Source organism: Kiloniella sp. (genome assembly GCF_965205715.1).
Classification (GTDB): domain Bacteria; phylum Pseudomonadota; class Alphaproteobacteria; order Kiloniellales; family Kiloniellaceae; genus Kiloniella.
Genome location: NZ_CBDBHW010000014.1, coordinates 347,102 through 367,448 on the forward strand (window position 1 = coordinate 347,102; position 20,347 = coordinate 367,448).

Below are 20,347 nucleotides of genomic sequence, written 5' to 3' on the forward strand. Positions count from 1 at the left end.
ACTTATCCGATTACAGAGAAACTGGAATTCTGATTGATTTCGCGGTTACGTGAGAACACGCCGAGAGAAATGGATTTATCGATGTTCTCGAGATGGAACTGCAATGGTTCGGCATCGTGATCATGGCCTTTTTCACAGGCCTCAACAATCGCCGTCATCATCTTACCGGCTACGGGAGCGTTTTTATACTGATTACCGCTGGTTCCAACTGCCATATAGAAACCTGGCAGGTTACTTTTGTCGTAAATTGGCATCCAGTCTTCTGTCACATCATAGAGAGCAACTACGCCGCGTGTTTTTGACGGAATACCAAGTTCCGGGAACCTTTGTGCCATACGCATTACCAAGACTTTCCACTGCTCAGAAAAGTTCTCATCGTAGTTATCAGGATCCTCAACCCATTCTTTTTCATCACAGGCAGGATCTTCTGAACCGATGAGGATATTGTTCCCGGTTTCTGGACGACAGTAAGTGTGAATATCGCTATCTGAATAAACCATACCTTCTTTTTCAAAATCAAATCCGGCAGGTGATGGTACATGGGCAACTTCGTGCCGAAGAGCACGGGTACTCATTTTCATTTCGCCGTCAACGCCCGCCATTTCATTGATTTTTGAGGAATGAGGCCCTGCGATATTAATAACAACGGGAGCAGGAATTTCGGTTCCGTTGGATAGTTTAACGCCACTTACCTTGCCATCCGTTTTCAGGATTTCGCTGACTTCTGTATTGAAGATAAATTCCGCACCATGAGCTTCGGCAGCTCGTTGTGCGTTATGAGCAGATAGTTTGGGATCGTTCACATAACCGCCGTGGGGAAAGAAGACAGCCCCTTCTACAGCTGGTCCTGTTGGAAGGCCGAATTCGGGATCTTCTGGACGTTTTGCAGGCTCAAACTGTTGCGTATCGACGATTGGCAGATACTTTTTTATATCTGACGTGGCGATATCTTCGTAAGGACAGCCGATTTCATCCATGGTTGAACAGACTTTTGTCAGGGAATGATTGTGGGGAGTTTTGATCACAAGACATCCGGTTTCTTTGTAGTCAATCATACCGTGGTCGTCCTGAACGCCCATATAATTGTCCCAGTCTTTCCAATAGTGCCAACCTTCGTATGCAAGCGCACAGGTTTCCAGCGCAGAATAATAGGTTCGAATGATTGCACAGGACCCAGATGTTGAGCCGTATCCAGATTCAGGAAGTTTATCTATGGATAGCGTTTTCCATCCCTTTTTGGCCATTTCAAAAGCAGTACAGGCACCAATTACACCTGCACCAATAATAATTGCATCGTAGGATTTACTCATATTTCTCGTCCCTGTTCATCCATTGATATTTGGAGATAAATGGAGTTGTTCTATGTTTATCAGTTGCTTGATAGATTGAAATTGCAGTTTGATCCCAAAGGGTTCTCTTTAGAACTCTCCGGAAGCGCCCCCTTCCAAAGTCCTTCGTGCAACAAACTCGTCTATTTCTTCTTTACTGGAGCTATCAAGCTCTGGTTGCTGGTATTCATCTAATAGGTTTTTATAGATCTGATGTGCACGCTCTGTTGTTGTCTTGGAGCCGTTCTCTTCCCAGCTTTCGAAATTGCTCCAGTCGGATAGAATTGGCGAATAAAAAGCAGTTTCATATCGTTCAAGCGTGTGAGATGTTCCAAAGAAATGCCCTCCGGGTCCAACATCTTTAATGGCATCCAGTCCCATGCTCGCCTCACTCACTTCTGGTGGCTGCAGGAATTTTGTCATCATCTGCAACATTTCAGCGTCGATGATTACTTTTTCAAATGAGGCGCATAGCCCTCCTTCGATCCAACCTGCACCGTGCATGAGCATATTGGCTTGTCCCATTACCGCGGACCAAATTGACATCTGGCTTTCATAGGTGGCCTGTGCGTCAACACAGTTTGAGGCATTTGCATTTGAAGATCGATAAGGAACCCCGACCCGTCTGGCTAACTGTCCGCCAATCATTGCTGCCTGGGCATTTTCCGGCGTCCCAAAAGCAGGTGATCCTGATTTCATATCAACGTTGGAGGTAAAACCGCCATAGGCAACCGGACAACCAGGCGATACAAGTTGTAATAAGGTCATGCCAGCAAGGGCTTCAGCGTGTTGTTGTGCCAAAGCACCAGACACCGTAATGGGAGCCATCGCACCTGATAACGTAAAGGGAGTAATGATACAGAGCTGATTATGACGCGCCATTTCCATAGCACCATCGATCATCACGCCATCAAGACGGAGGGGGGATGAGGTATTAATAATGGTGAAAAGGCGGGTCTTTGCTTTAAATTCATCCCAGTTCTTGCAGCCATGTGCAATACGAGTGATTTCCAACGCATCTGTAATGCGCTCTTTACCCAAAGCATACGCATGGAAGACTTTATCCGTTAGAACTGCCATGTCAGCTACACATTCGAGATGGCGGGTCCGTGGAGGAATATCAATAGGTTCCACAGGATAACCTGCAATGAAGTGTATTGTATTCAAAGACTGACATAGTTTCAGAAGGTTTTGATAATCTTCTTTATTACCAGGCCGACGTCCGCGTTCGATATCACTGACATTTGGGGCAGAAGCGACGGAACCAAAAGAAATCTTACCTGGTGATAAATCCAGGTTGTGGGCAGGATTTCGTGCATGAAGCGTGAGAGTGGATGGAGCGTGTGACATTGCTTCCTTGATAAGATCACGATCAATGCGAACACGGTCGCTGTCACTGTCGACCTGCGCGCCAGCTTTTTTGAAGATCTCTTTTGCTTCAACGTGCAGGACGTCTATTCCTACTTCCTCTAGGATACGGTATGCCGTATCGCATATGGCATCAATCTGCCCCTCATGGAGCAATTCAAAAGGTTTGTAGGTATTTTCAACCTGAGACCACGGTAATTGGTTTAAAGGTGCTTCTGATGTGGGGGATTTTTTCGGCCGTCTTCGCCCTGATCTTTGTGTCATAAAAGGCGTCTCCTACGTATTTTTGTTAGTAATCAAGACCGTAAGTTTCTTGGATCGCGTACAAACGATCTTCGATAACCTGATAATCACTTACTTGCATTGGGGCGAAACCTATAAAGAGTAAGGCTTCACGTGTTTCTTCATCCAAAGCCACCATGGCATCAACGACAGCCATATGTAGTTTATCAAGCTCTCGTGGAGAACGGAGAGCCGTTATAAATGGAAGAGTTGGTGTCGGTTCACTTACAGCAATTATTCGTAATTTTTGAGCTGTGGGTTCGTGTCGTAATGCCAATTCCCAGCTGAGTGCATCAATTGCAGCAAAGTCGGCTTTACCTTCGGCTACGGCCTGTATGGATTGGCGGTGACTTCCACTTTGAAAAGAAGATGTGAAAAATTGAGGCGCGTCCTTTATTACACTCAGAGTGTAAAGGAGTGCCGCATAACCAGACTGTGATCCTTTTTCGTTATAGGCAAAAGTCTTGTTTTTCAGATCTTCCAGTTTTTTTAGCTGTGAATCTTGATGGACAATAATGACACTGTAATAAGATCCCGCTCCGCAATTTAATCCGTAAGCTGGCGTGCCAACCAAAGAGACTTTATTTTTGAGCAACGTCTTAAACGGGAGGCCGCACGTCTGAGATAATAATAAGTTCTTATCTAACCAAACGTCCATTCTATCTCTGGTGCGATCCAACGCATTTGGAGCTTTATAGCCTTGATGTGAGAAGCTCTGACTAAGTACTTTAAAAAACTTATTATTATAAGTCTGAAGTTCTGGCCAATCATACATTGGCAAGGACACAACACATTCACTCATCTTCATAAACCCTGACTAGATATTACTGGCTAAACTTATTGGTGTCGTACTTTTTGGGAATGAAGGGGTAAGCAACAGGCTCTTTGCGCTTAAACGCAAAGCGTCTAAAAATCTCGGCATAATTTTTAAAACAATATCCCCGGTTCATTTCGAGAAAACGTTGCCGATTGTTTGAAAAAATTGATGGTAATTTGTACCAGGCAACTGTGGGGTAAGCATGATGTACGACATGCAGGTTATTGTTTAAAAACAGAAAACTGAAAAAACCTTTGTCTTCTATTATGACTGTTCTAGCACGCATGCTTTCATGGGCTTGATGCTCAAGGAAAGTGCGTACCATTAAAAGAGAATAGGCAAAGTAACAGCAGATGAGATAGGCCCAAATTGGCATAGTGCTCCAGTAAAACACTGAGAGCAGTACTAATCCAGAGATAACAAAATGGATTAACCAAGTCCCAATGACTCTTCGATCTCCGCTGCCCATCTCAGCAATTGAAAACCCAACAAAACTAAGGGCGGGACCTATCAACATTCTTCCTGAGAGAGTATTGTTGAACTCAAAAATCTTTTGCACCCAATTGGGGCGTTTTTCCCAGATTTTCATATCCTGATAACCACTCTCTGGGTCTTCGTAGGGATCGCTAATACTGGCATTTTGGTGGTGTTTAATATGCGAGGCTTTAAACCTAAAATAAGGAAGAAGTACCCCTATCGGCATAAAAACAATAGCGTCATTTAGTTTTTGAGAAGTAAAGGGATGCCCGTGGATACATTCATGCTGTAGAGAAGAATGAAGTGTAATAAGAGGTATCACGAGAAGTATTTGCAGAAGTATCGGTAATTCTAATGGTGCTACAAGTAGTAGTCCAAGAGATAGATAGCAAACAATTATGAGAGCTAATGTTCGCCATTCTGCTTTATCACGCAACCACACTTTAGTTCCTCCATTTTTATATTTATTTACGATGCGTGAGAAAAACACTATCGACAATCATATAATTCAATCATAATAATAATAATTCGATGCTTATCGTTCTAATTGTAACTTTAATTGGATAATGATGTGAATTCACACCAATTCCCCTCAGATAGCTCTGATAAAAGAGATGTGGCGTATATATTCCGTGAGCGCATGGGTATGCTGATAGCTCAAAGTGGTAGTAACCTTAGCCAGTTTTCTAAATCGATAGGGATTGACCGATCAGCGCTTAGTCAGTTTCTCGCACCTGATTCTACTAGGCTTCCCAGAGCTGAAACACTGTGTGCTATTTCAAGAGCTTGCGGTGTCTCTCTTGACTGGTTGATGGGTTTGATAGCAAACGATGGGAACAGCGATGATATCGTCCCGTCTATTGAAATCATGCGTATGAACGAAGAAGAAGCCACCCTGAAGATCGAAGAATGGCACCGTGAGGCTATAGGTTATAAAATTAGGTATGTTCCCAATACGCTTCCGGATATGATGAGAATTGATGAAGTCAGCGAATTTGAATTTAAATACAATCATCTGTTTATTCGTAAAGCTCAAAATCAACAGGCAAAAAAACAGCTTAGTAAAACCGCCCTCCCCGATACTGATATGGAAGTTTGTATGCCTCTACAGACACTTGAACTTTTTTCAAAAGGAGAAGGTGTCTGGCAAGAACTTCCAAAGAATGTAAGGAAAAAGCAACTTGAACACATGTTGAAATTAGTTGGTGAATTTTACCCAACATTCCGCCTTTTTTTCTTTGATCAGCAAGCGGCCTATTCTGCACCATACACTCTTTTTGGACCTATGCGAGCGGCAGTATACCTAGGAAACATGTACCTACTCGTCAATTCAGTTGATCATATAAAAGCCCTAACACAACATTTTGATCGACTTATCAGATTGGCTATAGTCGGGCCAGATCGGGCCGAATATAAGATTAGAGAATTTTTGGATGAAGTAAGATAGACCCAAATTTTGAGGTCAATAATAATCTAAGGCTAATTCATAATGTAAGTATTTTTTAAACACGCATTATCGTCAACTCTCTATTCCGAATAGCCTTTGTTACAATCGCTATGGCTGTGGTGATTTTTTTACCATACCTAGGGTTGGTATATATCATGAGAAAATTTACCATATACTAATTAAAACAATCAGTTATAATGTAACCTCAGTCAGCACATGGAAGTTATGTAATTAATACGAATATACAGTAATTCATAAACTTAATGAGAAAATGTCTGTAATATATAACAATTAGTCTACTTTATGAAATCTCATTACTGGCAACACTGCTGTTGTAAAAGTAATTAAGAAAATTATGGGTTAGGATGGAAGGTTGCTTTTGGGAAATACAATCATTGTAATGTGTTTGTATATCCTAATAACGACAAAATCGCTTGGTCGCATACTGGCAACAAAATGTCGTCTGAAGTCACGAACAACGTTTTCTGTACCTTTATGAAAAATAGAGGGAGACCAAAGCACCTAGCAGTTAATAGTAAAAATAAACAACAGCAATAATGCTTAGGGGTGGCTTAGTAATATTTGTGATGCATACTTATACAAGACTTGGGCGCTAAATAACTATAATAAAATAAATGTCCGCGTCACTTTCACATAATCACAAAAAGAAATTAATTATCTAATTTTTTTTGCATCAACTGTTTGACAAAAAAAACGATACAATAAACACTTAATAATACAAAAAACACGAAAAAAAAGAACACACACAACCGGGAGGCACTATTAAATGAAATTCTTTAAACGCAACGGTTCACCAATGCCGTCTCACACCATGGAAATGGCTGAGGAAACTAAATCTGGAAAAATGGATCGTCGCGAGTTTCTTGCAATTGCAAGTGCGTTCGGTGCAACAGCAGCAACTGCTTACGGTATGATCGGTATGGTCGCTCCTACTGATGCTATGGCTGCTGAGGGAAAAAAAGGCGGCATTCTGAAAGTATCAACGAATGTTCGTGAACTTAAAGATCCGCGTACTTTTGACTGGTCTGAAATGGGTAACCTTGCTCGTCAGTTCCTTGAGCCATTGGTTAGGTATAATCGTGATTTCACATTTGAAGGCCGTCTGATCGAAGGCTGGGAAATTAATGATGATGCCACACAATATACTCTGAAAGTACGCAAGGGTATAAAGTGGAACAACGGTGACGATTTCAACGCTGACGATGTTATTTTCAATATTACACGTTGGTGCGACAAGGCTGTCGAAGGGAATTCAATGGCAGGCCGCATGGCAAGCTTGATTGACCCTGCAACAGAAAAGCTTGGTGAAGGTGTACTCAGTAAAGTTGACGATCATACTGTTACGATCAACTTAAATACCGCTGATATTACAATTATTCCAGGTATGTCTGATTACCCTGCTCTGATCGTTCACCGCGATTATGAAAAAATGGGTAGTGATCTTGCTAAAAATCCAATCGGTACTGGTCCATTTGAACTTGAATCAGTTGAAGTTGGTACAATGGCTTCAGTCCGCCGCCGTACAAATGGCACATGGTGGGATGGTGAAGTTTATCTCGATGGTGTCGATTTTGTTGACTATGGCACTGATCCATCAGCTGAAGTCTCAGCATTTGAGTCAGAGGAAATCCATACAAACTATCAAACAACTGCCGATTTCCTTGAAATTATGGATAGTCTCGGTCTGGTTAAATCCGAAGCAGTTACTGCTGCGACCGTCTGTGTTCGTACAAATGCGAATGCAAAGCCATACGATGATCAGCGCGTTCGTCGTGCTCTTCAAATTGCAGTAGATAACTCAACAGTGCTCCAACTGGGCTATGGTGGTGCAGGTAAAGTTGCTGAAAACCATCACGTCGCCCCGCTACATCCAGAATACTTCCCTCTTCCCAAGCAAACGCGTGACATTGAAGGCGCTAAAAAGCTGATGACGGAAGCTGGCATGATGGATCATGAGCACGAGCTCCTGTCCATTGACGATGATTATCGTAAAAATACTGCTGATGCAGTTGCGGCTCAGTTACGTGAAGCTGGCTTTAAGATCAAACGTACAGTTCTTCCTGGATCTACTTTCTGGAATGATTGGGCGAAATATCCTTATTCCATCACCAACTGGAATATGCGTCCTCTTGGAGTTCAGGTACTTGCGCTGGCATATCGTTCAGGTGAAGCCTGGAATGAAGCAGCACATTCAAACCCTGAGTTTGATGAAAAACTGACAGCTGCTCTGGCTGTTGCTGATACGGATAAACGTCGTGCGATGATGCAGGATATTGAACAGATCCTTCAAGATTCTGGTCATCTGGTACAGCCTTACTGGCGTTCTTTGTATAATCACTCTGTTGAGTCTGTGAAAAATCACGGTATGCATCCAACTTTCGAATTCCACTTCGAAAAAGTTTGGCTCGACGAAGCCTGATCGCCTTCTGAATAATATGGAGGGGCCTCGAAGCTCGAGGTCCCTCTTATTCTATATACAAAGTAAACTGAACGATCGACGGGGCCATCATGTTTACCTTTATTTTACGACGTACAGGCGTCATGGCTTTGACCATGTTGTGCCTTACGGTCGTTGTGTTTTTTCTTGTTAATTTAGATCCAAACTTACGCAAACTCTCTATTTCGCAAACGAATATGAGAGCCAGTGACGCTCAAATTGAATCATGGCTTGTGATTAATGGATATCGCGATCCTTTTATTGAACGATATGGTGCCTGGCTTGGCGTTTGGCCGAAGCAACCCAACATCGATAAAGAAACCGGGCTCGCTGTCTCTAAATTTAAATATTGCGACGATCCGACAGAGCCAACCTTCACAGGTGTTATTCAAGGTGATTTTGGATGTTCAACGAAGTTCAAGAAAAAGGTTTCAGATAAACTGGTTCCCGCTTTGCAAGCTACCGGTTGGCTAATGTTTTGGGTGATGGTCGTTATGATCCCCTCAGCCTTATTGATTGGAATTCTTGCTGGTATGCGAGAAGGTTCGAGACTGGATAGAGGCTTGTCTGTTGTATCCATTACTTCTACGGCCACTCCAGAATACGTTTCCGGGATTTTCTTTACGGTTATTTTTGCCTCTTGGCTTGGCGTGCTTAATGGTTCAGCAGCAACGGCGACATCTAAAGGTATTACTTTCTACAACTTTGCCCTCCCCGTCATGACAATGGCACTTTATGGCATGGGATATATCGCCCGTATGACACGGGCATCCATGGTCGAAGTAATGACCGCGCAATATATTCGTACTGCCCGATTAAAAGGTATGAGTTTTTACGCTGTCATTATTAAACATGCCCTTCGGAATGCCCTTATCGCTCCTTTTACAGTCATCATGCTGCAATTTCCTTGGTTGCTAACAGGTGTTGTCATTGTGGAGATAATGTTCCGATACCAAGGTTTCGGGTACACGCTGGTACAAGCCGCAGGCAACAATGATATCGACCTGTTGTTAGCCTGTTCTCTCGTCTCTGTCGTGGTTGTGCTGGTCACCCAGCTCATATCTGATGTGGGTTATGCCTACCTCAACCCACGAATTCGTGTGAAATAAGGGGGCGATAATGGAATATTTATCTACATTTGAGGTTATCACCTCTACGTTTATACAGTTTTGGCCAACGTGGTTAGCACTGGCAATACTGGTTGCATTAAGCTTTACCTTCCAGGACCGACTTGGCCTCTACGGACGCCTTTTTGACAGTGGTGTCGGTATCGTTGGTGTCTTAATCGTGGCTTTTTGGATCTTTACGGCAATTTTTGCGGATATCATCGCGCCATTTGATCCTCTTGCTCAAATCGTTGTTATGAAAAACAAGCTACCTGGAGCAATTGAACCAGGAACTGGCGAAGCTTTCCTCTTTGGCGGAGATAAACTTGCCAGAGACGTATTCAGTCGTGTGGTATACGGAAGCCAAATCGTGTTGATTATTGCCCCTGCGGCGACAACCTTTGCCTTGATGGTGGGTATTTCTTTGGGATTGCCTGCTGGATATTACGGTGGAAAAACCGATACGATTTTATCCTTCTTGGCTAACCTAGTCCTCGCTTTCCCGGTTATTTTACTGTTCTATCTCTTGGTCACTCCTGGGATTACAGAAACACCAATTCCTTATGCAATGGCAGGATTGTTCTTCCTTTTTCCAATCGTGTTTTTTGCAACTCTCTTCTTTACCAGGTTCAAAAAGCGCCCTGATAAACTTTGGGTCCAACTTTTGATAACCTTCGTTATTGGCGGGTGGATTTATGCAGGTCTTGTCTTTGATGCAGATCCGTTGGGAATAATCTCTATTGATCCAAATGAACTCAACATCTTTGTAGCTGTTGTTTTCGCAACCAGTCCCGCGGTATTCCGTATTGTGCGTGGATTGGTTATGGATATCAAAACCCGTGATTATATTGCTGCTGCCCAAACGCGTGGTGAAACACCTTGGTACATCATGCTTTGGGAAATTCTACCGAATGCCCGTGGCCCCCTAATCGTAGATGCCTGCTTACGGATTGGTTACACAACAATTCTCTTAGGAACCCTTGGTTACTTTGGACTTGGCATGGCACCGGAGAGCCCTGATTGGGGAACTGCGATCAAAGAAGGATCACGGTTGTTACGCCTCTATGTACACCCTGCCCTATTCCCCGCTGCAGCACTTATGTCCTTCGTTCTAGGATTAAACTTGCTGGCTGACTCACTACGTGAAGAGTCCATGAAGGACTAAGGGAGGAATAAAGATGTCTGACAAATTATCAGAACAAACACCAATTCTGGAAATAGAAAACCTTTCCATTTCCTTCTTTGTACGTGCAGGTGAAATCCCTGCCGTCATGGACTTTTCCTGTAAAGTTATGCCTGGTGAAGCCATGGGACTTGTCGGAGAGTCAGGTTGTGGTAAGTCCACAGTTGCTCTTGGTATCATGCGTGATCTATCCAACATCGGGAAGATCACTGAAGGCACGATCAAGTTCATGGGCAAAGATATGGGTGAGATGTCTGAAGCTGAGCTTCAAGACATTCGTGGCTCTAAGATCTCCATGGTTTATCAAGAACCGATGGCTAGTTTAAACCCGGCAATGAAAGTCGGTAAACAGCTTATGGAAGTTCCTATTATCCATGAAAAAGTTTCAAAAGACGCCGCATATGCGCGGGCTTTAGAAATGCTTGAGGCTGTTAAGTTACCTGATCCAGAACGTATGATGCGCTCTTACCCTCACCAACTTTCTGGTGGGCAGCAACAGCGTATCGTCATTGCCATGGCTTTGTTGTCCAAGCCAAAGTTATTGCTGCTTGATGAACCGACAACTGCTCTTGATGTGACTGTTGAAGCCGGAATTATTGATCTGGTAAAAGATCTCGGTGAACGATTTGGAACTTCAATACTATTCATTTCTCATAATCTTGGCTTGATCCTTGAGACTTGTGACAGAATAACCATCATGTATTCGGGGGAAGCCGTTGAAAGTGGTACTGTCAATGACGTCTTTGACAGAATGCAACATCCTTATACTCAGGGGTTGTTCAGATCCATTCCCTTGCCTGGTGCAGATAAAAACACACGCCCACTTATTGCAATTCTTGGGCAACTTCCTCTTCCAAATCAAAGGCCTCGGGGGTGTAACTTTGGACCGCGTTGTCAGCATTACGTAGAGGAAATCTGTAATAAGGGTCAAATAAACATGATCCCTGTGACAGGCGAAGAAGGCCATACAAGTCGCTGTTTACGTTTTCAAGAAGTTGATTGGACTGCACTGCCTGAAAATTTGACACAACATGAAGCAGTTGAAGCAGGCCGGGAAATCCTCAAAGTAGATAATTTGAAAAAACACTATCATGTGGCTGCAAATGCGATATTTGGCGGAGCTGAAACAAGAACGGTTAAAGCCAATGAAACACTGAGCTTTACCGCACGAGAATCAGAAACAACAGCTATTGTTGGAGAGTCTGGTTGTGGTAAATCAACCCTGGCAAAAGTATTGCTCGGCTTGGAAACCGCGACAGATGGTACCGTTTCCCTTGATGGTGTAAACATAGAAGGTGTAGAGGTCGACAACAGAACCCCTGAGACAATTGCATCCCTTCAGATGGTTTTCCAAAATCCATTTGATACATTGAATCCAAGTCATTCAATCGGATCGCAAATTGTTCGGACCCTTGAGAAATTCAACATTGGCGCGAACCAGAAAGAGCGTGAAGAGCGTATGCTTGAGCTCTTGGATCTGGTGAAATTACCGAGAGCCTTTGCGTCACGGATGCCTCGTCAGCTTTCTGGTGGTCAGAAACAGCGTATCGGTGTCGCACGTTGTTTTGCTGGCCATCCAAAAATTGTTGTGGCGGATGAACCCGTTTCTGCATTGGATGTATCGGTTCAAGCTGCTGTAACCGAACTGCTGATGGATATTCAACGTGAAGCCAAAACAACAATGTTGTTTATCTCGCATGATTTGTCTGTCGTTCGTTATATAGCTGATCGTGTGATCGTTATGTATCTCGGCCATATTGTTGAACAAGGAACAACGGATCAAATCTTTGCTCCTCCTTATCACCCTTATACAGAGGCTCTACTGTCCGCAATTCCTATTGCAGATACCTCTGTTGAGAAGAAACATATTGTTCTTGATGGTGATATTCCATCTGCAATGGATCCTCCGTCAGGGTGTCCTTTCCACACCCGTTGCCCACACGTATCTGAAGTTCCAGGAGACCAATGTTCGAAAGAGGTTCCTCCTGTTAGGGATTTAGAAGGTGGTCACCAAGTAAAATGTCATTTGGCTGACGATATTCTGGCCCGAATGGAGCCTGTCATTAGCTTTGAGGCAAAAGAAGAAGATCCTACTGCCGCCTAGTAAAGATGATGTGGGCTTTGGATTTATCTGGTTAGTTCCGTTAAGGACAAAGGAAACCTGACAATGGCTTTCAAGTTCAGTGAGTTGTCAATCAAAGCCCGCATTTTTGCGGGGTTTGGTTTGACACTCCTTTTGGTAATGATCGAAGGCGGTTTCAGTGTGAGTACAACGACATCAATTGTTTCTGATGTTGAAGATGCTGATCATGCGACCGTATTAATTTCTGAATTACAAACTCTCTCTGTTTCAACAAGTGACTTATTGAGTGATGGTAACCAGGATAACCTTAAGGCGACTGTCGAATTATTGGATAGAGTTGGCTCGGATACTGAAGCTTTGGTATCCGACCAAGCTCAGAGCGTAGAAGCGGCAAATCTGGTCGAGCAATTTCGCCTTGCTGCTGAATCCTATTCAGGGGCATTTATCCAGAAAAACAGTCAAAATGATGATGTTCAGTCTAAAATATCAGATCTGATCGCTGAGACTGTTTCGACTGCCAACCAATCTAACAAATCCCTAGCAGCTGCAGATCAAGCCGTCTTTAAAGCAAGAACCGAGTTGGATGCCGCACAAGGTATCATTGATGAAGCCCACCGCCTTATAATAGCCATGAACAACGTAGAGCTTGCGATGGTTTTATTTGATGGTCGTCAAAGTAAATCTAATCAGAAAAAGCTTTTGGCTTCAGTTGAAACGGCAAAAGGCATCGTTGACATTCTTCTCAAAAGAGAGCTCGACACCAATACCCGCTCAGTTGTTTCTGCTTTCCCGCCCTTCATTGAAAAAATTCAAACTGCTACTGACGAAATTACTAAAAAATTGGCCGAGGCTGGTGAATTAACAAAAAAGGATAAACTCGGGCTCATAAAAGCAAAGATTACAGCGCGTAAGGCTGTGAAAATTGCAACCGGTGTTATGGAAATCCAAAATAAGAAAATGGAAGAAGCACGGAATACTGTGATTTCTAATCGAAAAGAGAAAACGCGTTTCCAAGGGGTTTTTGATACGGCTCTAAGCTTGCAAGCCAATGCCTTCTCTCTTCTCAATGATTTTTCGGTTTATGTGAACAGCCCAACTAACGAAAATAGTCAAAATATTTCAAAACAGCTGAACTCACTTGAGTTAAATGCCCAGAAATACGCCGAACGCGTTTCAGAAGAGGCAGGCAGTAAAGTTAATACAATTGTCGCAGGCTTTAGTGATAGCCATGCAGCTTTTGTACAAACGCAAAATAAAGCTCAGGCTGCCCGCGTGGAGATGAAAACTTCAGCAAAAACGCTAACTGAACTGGTTAGTGCGATAGGACGAGATCGTGTCGATAGTGTTATCAGTTCAGGCACGACTGCGGCCAATATCATTCTTATTGTCACCATTGCTGTGACGGCATTTTCTGTTCTGCTTTTCCTTTATGCAGGAAGACTGTTGCATACTCTGACCAGGGGTATTCGTCGCTTGGCGCAGGGTGATTTGGAAAGCAGCGCTGAAAGTGGACAAACCGAACGCAATGATGAAATAGGTGAAATGGCCCGTGCTATTCAGGCTTTTCAGGATAAGGAAACAGAACGACAGGAATTGGCGGCCAAATCAGAAGCCGAACAGGCATCCCGCATAGCACGTGCTGGTCAGATTGAAGACTTAATTGCACAGTTCCGTACAACAGCACAAAGTATTCTCAGCGCGGTCACAAACGACATGGAACAAATGCAAGTGACCGCCAAACACATGAATACAATTGCAACGGATACTTCTGAACAAGCCGGCTCAGCAGTAAAAGCAACTGATAACGCTTCTATGTCTGTTCAAACCGTTGCAGCAGCTGCTGAAGAGCTATCAGCTTCAATTACAGAAATTTCGCGGCAAGTGAGTAAAACTACTGAAGTCGTTAGTAATGCGACGGAAAATACTCGTGAAACCAACGAAAAAATCTCAAGTTTAGCTGAAGCGGCACAAAAAATTGGTGATGTTGTCACTCTAATTCAAGATATTGCAGAACAAACCAATTTACTTGCTCTAAATGCGACGATTGAAGCCGCACGGGCTGGCGAAATGGGTAAAGGGTTTGCTGTAGTTGCCTCTGAGGTTAAATCCTTGGCGACACAAACCGCAAAAGCGACAGAGGAAATAGCCAGTCAAATTTCTGAAATCCAAGGCTCTACTGAAGAAGCCGTTGTGGCGATCCAAGACATTGTAGAAACAATGGATGGGGTTAACAGCTATACGACGGCCATTGCTTCAGCAGTTGAAGAACAAGGAGCAGCTACAGCTGAAATCTCCCAGAATGTAAGTCTTGCTGCAAATGCAACACAAGACGCGGCTTCAAATATGGCAACCGTTTCAGAATCTGTGACCGAGACCAGCAACTCTGCAAACAAAGTACAGAGCACTTCAAGTGAAGCATCTGAACGAGCTCAAAAGCTTCGTGAAACGGTGGATCACTTCCTACACGAAGTTGCCTCTGCCTAGCGGTAGTCTGGTGTTAAGTAAACAAAAAGAGCTTGTTCATATTAAATTGAACAAGCTCTTTTCTTTTATGCATCTTAATTAGACTTACTAAACAACCTTAAGTTCGTGAAGTTCTTTTATTTCTTCACAGTCAAGACCAAGCATATCCTTGAATATCACCTCATTGGCAGAGCTATGGGGAAGTCCTGGGAAACGAACCTTCGTTGTATCCTCACCAATTCGAAAGGATACATTTGGCATCTTTAGGTCGATACCTGTTGCAGGGTCTTCAACACTGACAAAACTACCCCGTTCTTTATAGTGCTCATCTTCATCGATATCTTGCATCGACATGATGGGGCCTGCGGTGATCCCTTCGCGCCGGAAGAGCTCAAGCGCTTCCTCTTCGGTTTTGCCCAATAACCACCCTTGAATGATTTCATTAAGGATCATTCTATTTTCAGGTTTTATTCGGTCGTTATTGGTCAGAAACCTGGGTTCTTGAATTAAATGCTCCTGGTCCATTTGTATGGCAAGAGCTTCCCACGGTTTTTGTGATGAACATGAAAGTGCAATCCACTTGCCATCCTTCGTTTTGAAGTTATTGCGTGGGGCTGCAGCGCGAAGTTCATTGCCAATGGGCTGAGGAACTTCTCCGGTTTGGTGATAACTTACAAACTCGCCACCATGATAACCAAAGAGAGGCTCATAGAGAGAAACATCAACGACGGTTCCCCCTTTTACGCCTCTTTCTGCCTGGGGAAGCGCTAAGCCAACGGCATAGGCAAGATGTACACCCGCTGTCATATCAGCAAGCGCGATCGGGGGGCTTGTCGGACTGCCATTTGGATGGCCATTGAGATAAGTATAACCGCTGTAGGCCTCTGCCAGAGTGCCAAACCCGGGTTGTCTCGCGTGAGGACCGTTCATGCCATATCCAGATATTTTACCAATTACCAGACCCGGATTTATCTCGAGTAAGGTTGCATGAGAAATACCAAGTTTTGTCATGACGCCGACCCTGACATTTTCAATCAGGACATCTGCCTGTTTGACCAGTTCCAGGAAAAGCTCTTTTCCTTTTTCCGACTTTAGATTAATTGAAACGGGTAGTTTGTTCCTGCCTACGACTGCGTAATAAGGCTCTATTCCTGTTTCAGAAATAGTCCCCCAGGTTCGCAGGGCATCAGGTACCGCAGGGTTTTCGATCTTAATGACTTCAGCTCCTGCATCGCCTAATAAAGCCGCAGCATAGGGACCTGCTACGACAGTGGAGATATCTAGAACTCTTTTACCCGCTAGGGGTTGGCCTTTAAAACATTCAGTATTCCTTTGTGAGGTGACAAAATCGTTCATTTCCTGCTGGGATTTGCTCATTATGTCTTCCAATTTTAGGACACACGAATACATCCCCCAAATTGAAGGACGTATTCAAAATTATTCTACTGTTTAAAACAGCACCGAAGTTAGGTGATTTTGCTGTATTTACGTGTGACTAAAACGTTGTTTTAAATCCACATACAATCTTGTTTTTAAGCAATATTTAATGCCGATACTTCAACGGCTTCGAGAAACGATTTTGCAGAAGATCGAGCCGACATCAAAAGAAAAGTATCAGCTTTTTCATGAACAATAACTGTTCCAAGATGCTCCATTATTGTTCGAGAAACGCTCCCTTCAGGAAAAGCTGAGGGATGGAGATCAATAGGGCAAATTCGCTCTAGGACGGAACGACTATTTTCCCCAGAAACCCGAAGCATCACATAGCTATCAGACTGGTCTGTTAGATAAGCCGTGTCTTTGAGGTGCTGGGATACGACTTCAACAGGCTTGTCTTCCATGTGGTCAAACACAAGGAAAGTTTGATCCTGCGCCATTCCCAATAAGACTGCATTATCAACAGTGGAGGCCGTTGACTGTCCTGGTTTTGGGTTATCCAGTTTGTAAGCCTTAGCCAACGCTTTAGATAAGGCCTCTTCGCCGTCCAAAGGCGTGGCGATAGACACGATAGATCGCCCGTTTACCTCTGTAACCGATACGCCATTGAAATCATGACTAAAACCATCCAGTGGAGTATTTGCTTCAAGTGTATATTTAGCCACGGAGACGCTCCCCTTCAGGGTCAATAAAGTGTGCTGAGACGATTTCGACATCCATTTCACCGCCACGAAGCGGATCAGTTGCACGCACAACTTCTCCCATACGCTCGCTTCCTCGTTTTATAAAACCAAGACCAATGGAATGGCCAAGGTTTGGAGAAAAAGCCACAGATGACATCCAGCCTTCGTCATTTGCCATATTGGCAGTGTTTCCTTTGGTAATGAAATGGGATCCGGCTTTAAGCTCCTCACTCCGATTAACCGGTCTGAATCCAACCAAACTCAATCCGGTTTCCAAATTAAGTCCCTCCCGTTCAGACAGGGTATTACCGATAGAGTCTTTTTTCTTGGAGACCATGCGTCCCATACCAAGATCCTGAGCGGTGGTTTGACCGTTTAATTCATTACCTGCGGCATGGCCTTTTTCTATTCGCATCACCCCCAAAGCTTCGGTACCGTAAGGCGTGACATCAAATTCTTCACCAGCAGCCATCAGGGTGCGTACAAGAGAGTCCCCGTATCTTGTCGGTACGGCAATTTCGTAGGCCAGTTCGCCTGAGAATGAGATCCTGAACAACCGCGCTGGCACGCCACCGCACACAGTGATTTCACCGCAAGCCATAAAAGGAAAGGCTTCGTTGGAAATGTCATATTCACTATCAACAACCTTTTGCAGGAGCTTTCTTGCATTTGGTCCGGCAACAGCAAACTGTGCATACTGTTCTGTGCTCGATATCAGGTGTACATCCAATTCAGGCCAGAGACACTGACGACAGAATTCCATATGACGGAAAACACCGACAGCATTGGCCGTCGTTGTTGTCATGACAAAGTGGTTTTCTGCGAACCGGGCAGAAGTTCCATCGTCCATCATGATGCCATCTTCACGTAACATGATGCCATAACGGACCTTACCAACAGGTAATTTAGCGAAAGCGTTGGCATAAACTTTATTTAAAAATTCCGCCGCATCCCTGCCCTGGATATCTATTTTCCCAAGCGTGGTGACATCACAGACACCAACTGATTCTCGTGTTTGAGTAACTTCACGGTCCACAGAGTGACGCCAGTGGGTTTCACCTGTTCTTGGGAACCATTGAGCGCGATACCACATACCGGCTTCGACAAAGACTGCGCCCTGCTCTTCTGCCCAGTTGTGGCTTGGGCTTAGACGAGACGGCCTAAAGTCTTTACCTCTTGCTCTGCCTGCCAAGGCACCAATTGCAACGGGTGTATAAGGAGGTCGGAAAATAGTGGTGCCGGTTTCTGGAAGTGACTTTCCCGTACATTCGGCCATAACAGCCAGTGCCGGGATATTCGCAGTCTTGCCCTGATCTGTCGCCATCCCAAGCGTTGTATAGCGTTTGAGGTGTTCGACAGACCGAAAACCTTCCTGATGGGACAGTTTAACATCTTTTACGGTAACGTCATTTTGAAGGTCCAACCAGGCACGTGCCTTGCTTTCTTTAACGTGCCAGAAAGCTGAAATTCCAACAGTTTCATCTTCAGATTTTGAAGCTTTTGCCTTTGACGCTGTAAAGCCAAGGTCACTTACTGCAGAATTACCGATATCATGTCCGTCTTGTAACACAGAGGACAAAGATAAATTACCGCTAGCCGCACCCGCAACGACCATTCCCTGTGGTAACTCTCCGCCGGGAACAAAAGCTGCGATATCTTCGCGCCATGTCGGGCGTCCGCGTTGATGGCAGGTAAGTTGCACGTTAGGGCTCCAACCGCCAGAAACAGCCAAGCAATCTGCTGGTATTTTCTGGCCGTTAGAAAGTGTGATGGAACGAATACCATGACGGCCTTTGGTGTCGACTATACGCCCGCCCATAACAATGGCTGCTCCCTTGGGAACATTAACGGGAGGTTGGCCATCTCGGCTATCAATGACAGCGGTAATTTCAACACCCTTAGCAGCAAGATCAGTCGCAGTGCGCCAGCCATCATCATTATTGGTGAAGACAGCAACCCTTTTACCAGGAAGAGCGCCCCAGCGATTGACATAGGCGCGTACGGCACCAGCCAACATTACTCCTGGTCTGTCGTTATTGCCAAAGGCAATTGGCCTTTCAGTTGCACCAGCGCAAAGGATTGTGCGTTTGGTATAAACCCGCCAAAGTATTTGGCGCGGTTTGTTTTCCCCGGAAATCAAATGGTCTGTTACACGCTCTAACGCACCAATTATACCGTGATCATAAGCTCCATAAGCCGTTGTTCGCGTCATTAAACGCACGTTATCCATGGCGGAAAGTTCGGCTAAGGCCTGCGTGGTCCATTCGCTACCGCTTTGATCATCCACAGAAAGAGTTTCCACATTTAGGCGTCCACCCATGCAGAAGTCTTCATCCATAATGATAACACGTGCCCCTGCCCGGCCAGCAGACAAAGCTGCGGATAAACCAGCAGCTCCTGCGCCGACAACAAGCACGTCACAGTGCAAGAAACCCTTGTCATAGAGATCAGGATCATCTTCACCGGATAAACGGCCAAGTCCTGCCGCCGCACGGATTACCGGCTCATAGAATTTTTCCCAAAATGCCTTTGGCCACATAAATGTCTTGTAGTAAAAGCCTGCCGATAAGAACGATGAAAAGAGATCGTTCACCGCCATGAGATCATATTTCAAAGATCCGCGGTGATTTTGACTGGTGGCTTCCAATCCATGAAATAGCTCGGTTACTGTCGCCCGGGTATTGGGTTCCTGATAGGCCCCGGCACGAAGTTGAACCAAAGCGTTAGGCTCTTCTGATCCAGCTGAGAAAATACCCCGCGGGCGGTGATATTTAAAAGAGCGGCCGACCATTCTATGCCCATTGGCGAGAAGAGCTGAAGCAAGAGTATCGCCTTCATAGCCTTCAAGGGATTGACCATTAAAATTAAAGCTTAGCTTTTTGCTACGGTTAATCAGTCCGCCATCAATTCGGTTTATCTGGCTCATTTTTTACGTCGCTCTACTAGTGCCACATCTCTGGCGAGTTCAACTTTGGTGATATCATGGGTCAGTGTATTTCTGGTAACTACAAGCCAGGACCGATCGCCCTGCTCATGATACCAGAGCTCACGATGTTCCCCTGCGGGATTGTCGCGAAGATACAAATATTCGTGGAAGAGTTCAGCCGCGTCATCGGCCTGCCAATCAGGTCGGTTGATGAGGGATGCATCGCCTTTGTAAACGAACTCAGCTGCATCTCGTGGACCCAGAAGAGGATGATTGATGATCATATTCT

At 44.5% G+C, this 20,347-nt stretch carries 14 protein-coding genes; 6 read left to right on the forward strand and 8 right to left on the reverse strand.

Annotation, left to right across the window (positions count from 1 at the left end):
- Nucleotides 1-2 precede the first annotated feature (2 nt).
- The 4 genes from ACOGW3_RS18640 to ACOGW3_RS18655 all read right to left on the reverse strand — a co-directional run bounded on the left by ACOGW3_RS18640 (nucleotide 3) and on the right by ACOGW3_RS18655 (nucleotide 4,708).
- A complete protein-coding gene (locus ACOGW3_RS18640) occupies nucleotides 3-1,310 on the reverse strand; it encodes an NAD(P)/FAD-dependent oxidoreductase (RefSeq protein ID WP_419904339.1) in 1,308 nt (435 codons plus the stop codon).
- Nucleotides 1,311-1,418: 108 nt separating this feature from the next.
- Complete coding sequence (locus tag ACOGW3_RS18645) at nucleotides 1,419-2,960, reverse strand: trimethylamine methyltransferase family protein (protein ID WP_419904340.1); 1,542 nt, start codon at nucleotides 2,958-2,960, stop codon at nucleotides 1,419-1,421.
- A 25-nt stretch (nucleotides 2,961-2,985) separates the two neighbouring features.
- Nucleotides 2,986-3,780 (reverse strand): phosphate/phosphite/phosphonate ABC transporter substrate-binding protein, encoded by a 795-nt coding sequence (locus ACOGW3_RS18650; RefSeq protein ID WP_419904341.1) that lies wholly within the window; start codon nucleotides 3,778-3,780, stop codon nucleotides 2,986-2,988.
- A 22-nt stretch (nucleotides 3,781-3,802) separates the two neighbouring features.
- Complete coding sequence (locus ACOGW3_RS18655; protein WP_419904342.1) at nucleotides 3,803-4,708, reverse strand: fatty acid desaturase; 906 nt, start codon at nucleotides 4,706-4,708, stop codon at nucleotides 3,803-3,805.
- Nucleotides 4,709-4,843: 135 nt separating this feature from the next.
- On the opposite strand from ACOGW3_RS18655, the gene ACOGW3_RS18660 reads away from it, so the two are divergent.
- The 6 genes from ACOGW3_RS18660 (at nucleotide 4,844) to ACOGW3_RS18685 (ending at nucleotide 15,033) form a co-directional block, all read left to right on the forward strand.
- On the forward strand, nucleotides 4,844-5,719 hold the full coding sequence (locus ACOGW3_RS18660) for a helix-turn-helix domain-containing protein (RefSeq protein WP_419904343.1): 876 nt from the start codon (nucleotides 4,844-4,846) through the stop codon (nucleotides 5,717-5,719).
- A gap of 787 nt (nucleotides 5,720-6,506) precedes the next feature.
- Nucleotides 6,507-8,159, forward strand: coding sequence for an ABC transporter substrate-binding protein (locus tag ACOGW3_RS18665; RefSeq protein ID WP_419904344.1), 1,653 nt, complete (start codon nucleotides 6,507-6,509; stop codon nucleotides 8,157-8,159).
- 89 nt (nucleotides 8,160-8,248) lie between these two features.
- The gene (locus ACOGW3_RS18670; protein ID WP_419904345.1) at nucleotides 8,249-9,286 is read left to right on the forward strand and encodes an ABC transporter permease; all 1,038 of its coding nucleotides are present in this window, start codon (nucleotides 8,249-8,251) and stop codon (nucleotides 9,284-9,286) included.
- A gap of 10 nt (nucleotides 9,287-9,296) precedes the next feature.
- Nucleotides 9,297-10,448 (forward strand): ABC transporter permease, encoded by a 1,152-nt coding sequence (locus tag ACOGW3_RS18675; protein WP_419904346.1) that lies wholly within the window; start codon nucleotides 9,297-9,299, stop codon nucleotides 10,446-10,448.
- A 13-nt stretch (nucleotides 10,449-10,461) separates the two neighbouring features.
- Complete coding sequence (locus ACOGW3_RS18680; RefSeq protein WP_419904347.1) at nucleotides 10,462-12,570, forward strand: dipeptide ABC transporter ATP-binding protein; 2,109 nt, start codon at nucleotides 10,462-10,464, stop codon at nucleotides 12,568-12,570.
- A gap of 63 nt (nucleotides 12,571-12,633) precedes the next feature.
- A complete protein-coding gene (locus tag ACOGW3_RS18685) occupies nucleotides 12,634-15,033 on the forward strand; it encodes a methyl-accepting chemotaxis protein (RefSeq protein WP_419904348.1) in 2,400 nt (799 codons plus the stop codon).
- Nucleotides 15,034-15,120: 87 nt separating this feature from the next.
- On the opposite strand, the gene ACOGW3_RS18690 is transcribed toward ACOGW3_RS18685, so the two are convergent.
- The 4 genes from ACOGW3_RS18690 to ACOGW3_RS18705 all read right to left on the reverse strand — a co-directional run bounded on the left by ACOGW3_RS18690 (nucleotide 15,121) and on the right by ACOGW3_RS18705 (nucleotide 20,342).
- Nucleotides 15,121-16,389, reverse strand: a complete 1,269-nt coding sequence (locus ACOGW3_RS18690) for a CaiB/BaiF CoA transferase family protein (RefSeq protein ID WP_419904349.1) — start codon at nucleotides 16,387-16,389, stop codon at nucleotides 15,121-15,123.
- Nucleotides 16,390-16,544: 155 nt separating this feature from the next.
- On the reverse strand, nucleotides 16,545-17,114 hold the full coding sequence (locus tag ACOGW3_RS18695; protein WP_419904350.1) for a sarcosine oxidase subunit gamma: 570 nt from the start codon (nucleotides 17,112-17,114) through the stop codon (nucleotides 16,545-16,547).
- Nucleotides 17,107-20,058: a sarcosine oxidase subunit alpha family protein gene (locus ACOGW3_RS18700; protein WP_419904351.1), complete on the reverse strand. Its 2,952-nt coding sequence runs from the start codon at nucleotides 20,056-20,058 to the stop codon at nucleotides 17,107-17,109. The genes ACOGW3_RS18695 and ACOGW3_RS18700 overlap by 8 nt, the downstream gene beginning before the upstream one ends.
- Nucleotides 20,055-20,342: a sarcosine oxidase subunit delta gene (locus ACOGW3_RS18705; protein WP_419904352.1), complete on the reverse strand. Its 288-nt coding sequence runs from the start codon at nucleotides 20,340-20,342 to the stop codon at nucleotides 20,055-20,057. Before ACOGW3_RS18705 ends, ACOGW3_RS18700 begins: the two co-directional genes overlap by 4 nt.
- Nucleotides 20,343-20,347: the final 5 nt, after the last annotated feature.